This is a genomic window from Pseudomonas sp. EGD-AK9 (assembly GCF_000465935.2).
In the GTDB taxonomy this organism is placed as follows: Bacteria; Pseudomonadota; Gammaproteobacteria; order Pseudomonadales; family Pseudomonadaceae; genus Aquipseudomonas.
Map to the genome: position 1 here is coordinate 1 of NZ_AVOF01000316.1, position 3,696 is coordinate 3,696.

The 3,696-nt window shown below is 66.9% G+C and carries 4 protein-coding genes; all 4 read left to right on the top strand.

Annotation, left to right across the window (positions count from 1 at the left end; all coding sequences use genetic code 11):
- Window positions 1–130 precede the first annotated feature (130 nt).
- Complete coding sequence (locus tag N878_RS14880) at window positions 131–601, top strand: tripartite tricarboxylate transporter TctB family protein (protein ID WP_021444418.1); 471 nt, start codon at window positions 131–133, stop codon at window positions 599–601.
- A 13-nt stretch (window positions 602–614) separates the two neighbouring features.
- Entirely contained in the window at window positions 615–2,129 is a 1,515-nt protein-coding gene (locus tag N878_RS14885; protein WP_021444419.1) for a tripartite tricarboxylate transporter permease, read from the top strand.
- Between the two features lie 67 nt (window positions 2,130–2,196).
- Window positions 2,197–3,198, top strand: a complete 1,002-nt coding sequence (locus N878_RS14890; RefSeq protein WP_021444420.1) for a tripartite tricarboxylate transporter substrate binding protein — start codon at window positions 2,197–2,199, stop codon at window positions 3,196–3,198.
- 127 nt (window positions 3,199–3,325) lie between these two features.
- A partial coding sequence (locus N878_RS14895; RefSeq protein WP_031303229.1) for an OprD family outer membrane porin occupies window positions 3,326–3,696 on the top strand: 371 nt, incomplete at its 3' end.

Consider the following 3,696-nt stretch of genomic DNA (forward strand, 5'->3'; position numbering starts at 1 on the left):
TGCCGTTCTCGCCTGCCTTGGCCGCCAGCTGCCGCCGCGCGCTGCGCTGCGAGCGCGACTGGCCCACGCGGCCTGACGACCATCCGTATCCGGACCGCGTCGCGGTTCCCCAGCCTGTCGGAGCAAGCGCATGAACAAGACAGAAAAAATGCTGGTCGGCGAACGCAGCTTCTGCGTGCTGCTGCTGGTCTTCAGCCTGGCCATCCTCTATCTGGCCTACCAGATCGCCGGCTTCAGCTCGGCCAACTCGCCAGGCGCCTTCCCCCTCGGCGTCGGCCTGGTGATGCTGCTGGCGGCGCTGAAGATCGGTGCCGAGACGCTGGCCAAGGCCAGGCCCGATTGCAGCGGCTGGCTGGATGCCTTCGGCCAGTTCCGCCGCGCGCATTTTCCCCGCCGCACGCTGATCTTCGCCGTGCTGGCGGTGGCCTACCTGGCCGCCATCCAGTGGATCAGCTTCTACCTCAGCACCTTCTTGTTCCTGGTGCTGTCGATCGTCTACCTGCGCCGCGGCCGGGTGGTCGCGGCGGTGCTGATCGCCGCCCTGTTGCTGCTGTTGATCTACCTGCTGTTCACCCTGGCCTTCAGCGTTTACCTGCCATAACGAGGCACCCGAGATGAGCGATACCTTTTCCTATCTGCTGATGGCCTGGAGCGACCCGCAGCTGCTGCTGCTGACCGCCCTGGGAACCTTCGCCGGCATCTACATCGGCGCCATCCCGGGTCTGTCGGTGACCATGGCGGTGTCGATCCTGGTGTCCTTCACCTTCTCCTGGGAGGTCAACGACGCCCTCGCCCTGATCGTCGGCATCTTTATCGGCGGCGTCTATGGCGGCTCGCGCAGCGCCATCCTGCTGAACATCCCCGGCGCGCCGTCGTCGGTGGCCACCGCCTTCGACGGCTACCCGCTGGCGCAGCAGGGCGAGGCCGGTCGCGCCATCGGCCTGAGCACGGTGATGTCGGTGATCGGCGGCCTGGTCGGCACCCTGATGCTGGCCAGCGCGGCGCCGCTGATCGGCGATCTGGCGCTGAAATTCGCCCCGCGCGACTACTTCCTGGTAGCCGCCATCGGCCTGCTGCTGGTCGGCAGCCTGGCCGAGGGTTCGCTGGCCAAGGGCATCTTCGCCGCTGCCCTGGGCGCGGTGATCGGCCTGGTCGGCATGGACCCGGTGACCGCCGAGGGGCGCTTCACCCTGGGTCAGGTCGAGCTGATGGGCGGCATCCACTACGTGGTGCTGATGATCGGCCTGTTCGGCGTGGCCGAGGCCTTCTACCAGCTGCACAACCTGGACAGCCCGGTGGTGCGGCAGAAGGTCGACAAGATCCTGCCGTCCTTCGCCATGGTGCTGAAGTTCCTGCCGCTGTCGATCCGCACCTCGATCATCGGCGTGGTGGTCGGCGTGCTGCCCGGGGTCGGCGGCGACATCGCCGCGCTGATGGCCTACGACCATGCCAAGCGCACCGTGAAGAATCCCAGCAGACCCTTCGGCAAGGGCGCCTACGAGGGCCTGGTGGCGCCGGAAACCGCCAACAGCGCGGCGGTCGGCGGTGCCTACGTGCCGATGCTGACCCTCGGCATGCCGGGCGATGCGGTGACCGCGGTGATCATCGGCGCGCTGGTGATCCACGGCCTCAACCCCGGCCCGATGCTGATGGTGGAGAACCCGCACATCTTCTACTTCACCGTCGGCAACCTGCTGCTGGCCAACGTCTTCCTGATGATCTTCGGCCTGATGGGCATCAAGCTGTTCGCCAAGTTCGTCGAGATGCCCAAGGCCGTGCTGATCCCGCTGATCCTGGTGCTCTGCGTGGTCGGTACCTACTCGATCAACAGCAGCATGACCGAGGTGTGCTGGATGCTCGGCTTCGGCCTGCTCGGCTACCTGCTCAAGATCTTCGGCTTCCAGATGGGCCCGATCATCCTCGGCGCCATCCTCGGCCCGCTGATGGACACCTCCTACCGCCAGGCCATGTCCTCGGCCGGCGACAACCCGCTGGAGCTGCTGCAGGGCCTGGTCACCAGCCCGCTGTCGCTGATCCTCAGCAGCGCCGTGGTGCTGATCCTGCTGGGCAACACCTCGCTGCTGAAGAAACTCAAATCCAAGTTCAAGACCGCGGTCGCTCGCGGCTGACCTGGCAAGGCAAGGTGCGCCCCGGCCGACAGGGGCTTACAACAACAATCCGATGGAGAATCTCCACATGTTCAAAGCTCTACTGACCGGCGCCGCCCTCGGCCTCAGCGCCCTGACCCTGGCCCTGCCGGCCCACGCCGAATACCCCGAGCGCAGCATCCAGGCGGTGATCCCCTGGGGTGCCGGCGGCGCCACCGACAACGTGATGCGCAGCCTGACCCCCTACGTGGAGAAGGAGCTGGGCGGCAAGCTGATCCTCAACAACCGCCCCGGCGGCACCGCGGTGATCGGCAGCACCTTCGTCAAGCAGCAGCGCCCGAACGGCTACACCATCCTGCTCGGCGCCGAGAACCCGCAGCTGTACCCGGTGCTGGGCCTGGCCGACTTCGACTACAGCGACTTCTACCCGGTCAACATCATCGGCCAGAACGTGGTGGTGATCGCCGCCAACGCCGAGGCGCCGTTCAACACCATGGGCGAGCTGCTGGCCGCCGCCAAGGCCAATCCGGACAGCCTGCGCATGGGCTCCACCGGCGCCGGCGGCCTGCCGAGCACGGTCAGCGCGATGATCAACGCGGTGGACGAGCTGAAAGTGCGTGAAGTGACCTTCGGCGGCGACGGCCCCGGCATCACCGCACTGATGGGCAAGCACATCGACTTCATGCCGCTGAGCCTGGCCGCCGCACGCGAGCTGGTACGCAGCGGCAAGCTCAAGGCGCTGGCCGTGTTCGCCACCGAGGAAACCCCGGAACTGCCGGGCGTCGAGCCGATCACCAAGTCCCTGCCGGCGATCGCCGAGTACCTGCCCTGGGGTCCGTTCTGGGGCGCCTTCGTGCACAAGGACACCCCGGACGAGGTCAAGCAGAAGCTGGTCGAGGCCTACGCCAAGGCCGTGGCCAACGAGGAGTTCCAGGGCTTTTTGAAGAACTTCGGCGCGCAGAGCCTGAACCTCAACGGCGCCGAGGCCGAGGACTTCCTCAAGCGCTGGCAGTCGGTCACCACCTGGTCGATGTACAAGGCCAAGGCCATCGAGATCGCCCCGGACTCGGTCGGTATCGCCAAGCCCTGAGACGGCGCTGAAACGAGCCGCCGGCGAACGCCGGCGGTCATTCCCCTCCCCTGCTGCTTTTTCCGCATCCGCTGCGGTGGAGGGATTCGTGCGCCCCGAAAATCAGTCACCACGAGGAACCATAACAATGAAAAACGCCGTCTCCCGTCTGCTCCCCAGCGCCCTGGCCCTGGCCGTGATCGCCGCCCTGCCGACCGGCGCCCAGGCCGCCGGCTTCGTCGAGGACGCCAAGGTCTCGCTGAACCTGCGCAACTACTACTTCAACCGCAACTACCTCAACGGCACCGACCCGCTGATCCGGGGCGAGCGCCAGGGCCAGGCCGAAGGCTGGACCCAGAGCTTCATCCTCGACGCCCGCTCCGGCTTCACCGAGGGCACCGTCGGCTTCGGCCTCGACCTGCTCGGCCTGTACAGCGTCAAGCTGGACGGCAACCGCGGCGCGGCCAACAGCCAGTTGCTGCCGATCCACGACGACGGCCAGGCCGCCGACGACTTCGG